Origin of the sequence: Streptomyces sp. NPDC026206 (assembly GCF_040638465.1) — a bacterium.
Classification (GTDB): domain Bacteria; phylum Actinomycetota; class Actinomycetes; order Streptomycetales; family Streptomycetaceae; genus Streptomyces.
The window spans coordinates 1-2162 of the sequence record NZ_JBEZYL010000052.1 but is presented as its reverse complement, the minus strand read 5'-3'; the positions used below and the strand labels follow the sequence as shown (position 1 = coordinate 2162).

General features: G+C 64.9%; 3 protein-coding genes and 1 pseudogene. 2 read left to right on the top strand and 2 right to left on the bottom strand.

The annotated features are described in order from the left end of the window. Window positions 1-270: pseudogene (locus AB0F13_RS27805) on the bottom strand (hypothetical protein); the annotation flags it as partial. A 214-nt stretch (window positions 271-484) separates the two neighbouring features. Between AB0F13_RS27805 and AB0F13_RS27800 the strand changes: the two are divergent. Together AB0F13_RS27800 and AB0F13_RS27795 are read left to right on the top strand one after the other, a co-directional pair. Next, entirely contained in the window at window positions 485-919 is a 435-nt protein-coding gene (locus AB0F13_RS27800) for a DUF6000 family protein (protein WP_362087950.1), read from the top strand. After that, entirely contained in the window at window positions 910-1143 is a 234-nt protein-coding gene (locus AB0F13_RS27795; RefSeq protein WP_362087953.1) for a DUF6000 family protein, read from the top strand. Before AB0F13_RS27800 ends, AB0F13_RS27795 begins: the two co-directional genes overlap by 10 nt. Window positions 1144-1190: 47 nt before the next feature. On the opposite strand, the gene AB0F13_RS27790 is transcribed toward AB0F13_RS27795, so the two are convergent. Then, a partial coding sequence (locus AB0F13_RS27790) for a pentapeptide repeat-containing protein (RefSeq protein WP_362087947.1) occupies window positions 1191-2162 on the bottom strand: 972 nt, incomplete at its 5' end.

Genomic DNA, 2162 nt, shown 5'->3' with positions numbered 1-2162 from the left:
GGAGTGCTGCCCAAGGCTCTCCGCGTCTTCCAGGAGCCAGGGATAGGACGTCCCGTCTTCCGGCACCAGCCACACCCGGCTGCCGACCCAGCCGCGCACCTCGGCCCCTTCCGGAACCCAGCCGAACAGTTCGTACGTACCGCGCCGGGGCCCCCCGAACAGCCCCTCCGCCTCGGCACAAACACCCCAGACATGATCGTGCTCCGTCTCGGTCAGCGTGTACCGCACCCGCCCGCTATGGTCCTGGTCTTCATGCACGGTGGGAATCATGCCCGACGCCGGAGCGAATGGTGGAGCTGAGCCTTCGTCCTCAGTCAGAGGTGCTGTGCTGAGTCTGCAGGTGGCCCGTGGCCGCCGGGCAGGCCTGTGTGCCAGCGGTTGTGCAGCGGCTTGTGGGCGAAGCCGTCGGGGACGGTGAGGCCGGACGGTGACTGCCTGGGCAGGCCCTCGTATCCTTGGTCCCTCACCTTGGCCCGCAGGGGCCATGGACGAGGATGTCTGGATGGAGCACCCTCTCTACACCGATCACCAGCTGGGCCTCTTCCAGCGGTACGTGACGCCCGACGAGGCACCCGACCGGTACATGAAACTCCTGCACGGAAACGTCGAGCGAATACCGGAGCCGAAGAAGCCGGCCTTCTTCCAGTCCTTGGTCACTGCGGCCCATGAAGCGACGGATGAAGACCTGACCACATTGCTCAAGATGAACTGGCGAGGGCGCCTTGTGGCCGGATGGCTCGCCGGCTTCGACCGCCGCACGCAGTTCCGTGAGTGCCTCGGTGACCTGCTGTTGAAGAGCCAGTTTCCCTTCGCGGGGCAGGGCTACTGCTTTGCCCTGGCGCGCTTCGGCACCCCTGACGACGCCGCCCTGCTCGTGAGCTACCTGCACTGGTGGCTACGGCGACCTGACTGCCGCTAGACCAGGAATGGGCCCTCGGCTCCCTCCAGCACATCGACGCCATCAACGGCACCGACAGTGCCCAGCAGTTACTCGGCCCCGGAAGGCTCTGGTCGAAGTGGGCAGACGTCGAGGACCCCGACACGTGCTGGCAGCGGGTAGAGGGATTCCACCTCCTGTACCGCTTGGTCTCCCGCTACATCCCCCTGCCCGCAAGGACGCGACGCCCGGACGGTCATGCCTGACCTGGCCTTCCTCAGGCTGGTGAGAGCTGCCGCTCTCGCCAGTTGCATCAGGCCGTCGTCTCTTCCTGGACCCGGGCGCGGAACGCCGGGTGCGCTCGCCTCGATGGACTCTCGACCTGTGAGATGCGATCGAGAAGCGCGGGATGGCCGGCCAGCCGCTCCGGGAGCTTTGTCGAGGATCTGAGGATCGCTGGCAGGAGTTGTTCCGCAGTCAAGGTCGAGGTCTCCGAAAGGTCTACGCCCCGCAACTGCACTGACTTGAGACTCGCGTCCAGGAAGGTCGCCTTCCCGCATTGGGCATCCGAGAGGTCAGCGCTATCCAGGTGCGCTTCAGCCAGAACCGCTCCGTCGAGTCGGACACTTTCCAAGTAAGCGCCTTCAAGATTGATGGCGCTGAGGTTTGCGCCGTCCAGCCAAGCAGCAGCAAAGCTGACGCCTTGCATGCGCGCCTCGAGTAGGTCCACCCCGCGAAGGTCGGTATGTGACAAGTCGATGAGAAATCCCTCCTTGCGGACCGGGCGCCGCCCCAGCACTGTGAGTGCGGCCTGGACGTCTTCCTCTGGTCTTGCTCTGGGAGGGTTTGGGTCAGAGCCATCCGGCTCCAGTCGCAAGATCCGAGCATGCTGGCGCACGAAGGCTGCGAGTACCTCAACGACCGTGGCGTGATCCTTCTCTGAATCCCGCATGATCCGTTCAAGGCTGTACATTCCGCCGAGCCGCTCAGTGATGTTGGGTGAGCCAAGGAGTTTGATCGCCTGCACATAGCGGTCGGTGACCTGACTCTCACGGGTCAACTCGGCCTGTTCGCGGTCCTTCTCGCGGGCGTGGGTGAATTGTTCCTGGCTGTGCTCGTACAGCTTGTCGGCGTGCTGGTGAGTGCGGTGCGTGTAGTACAGCCCGATTCCGGCGACGGCGCCGGCGCCGAGGGCGACGAGCATGGTGCGGAAACCGGTGATCACAACACCATCGGCGGGCTGGAGGTCGCGGTGGCGAAGGTGTGCGCCATCTATCCACCAAGG

Excerpts from the sequence above, each read along its gene's own strand:
- AB0F13_RS27800 (WP_362087950.1), top strand. The coding sequence starts at position 485 with ATGGACGAGGATGTCTGGATGGAGCACCCTCTCTACACCGATCACCAG.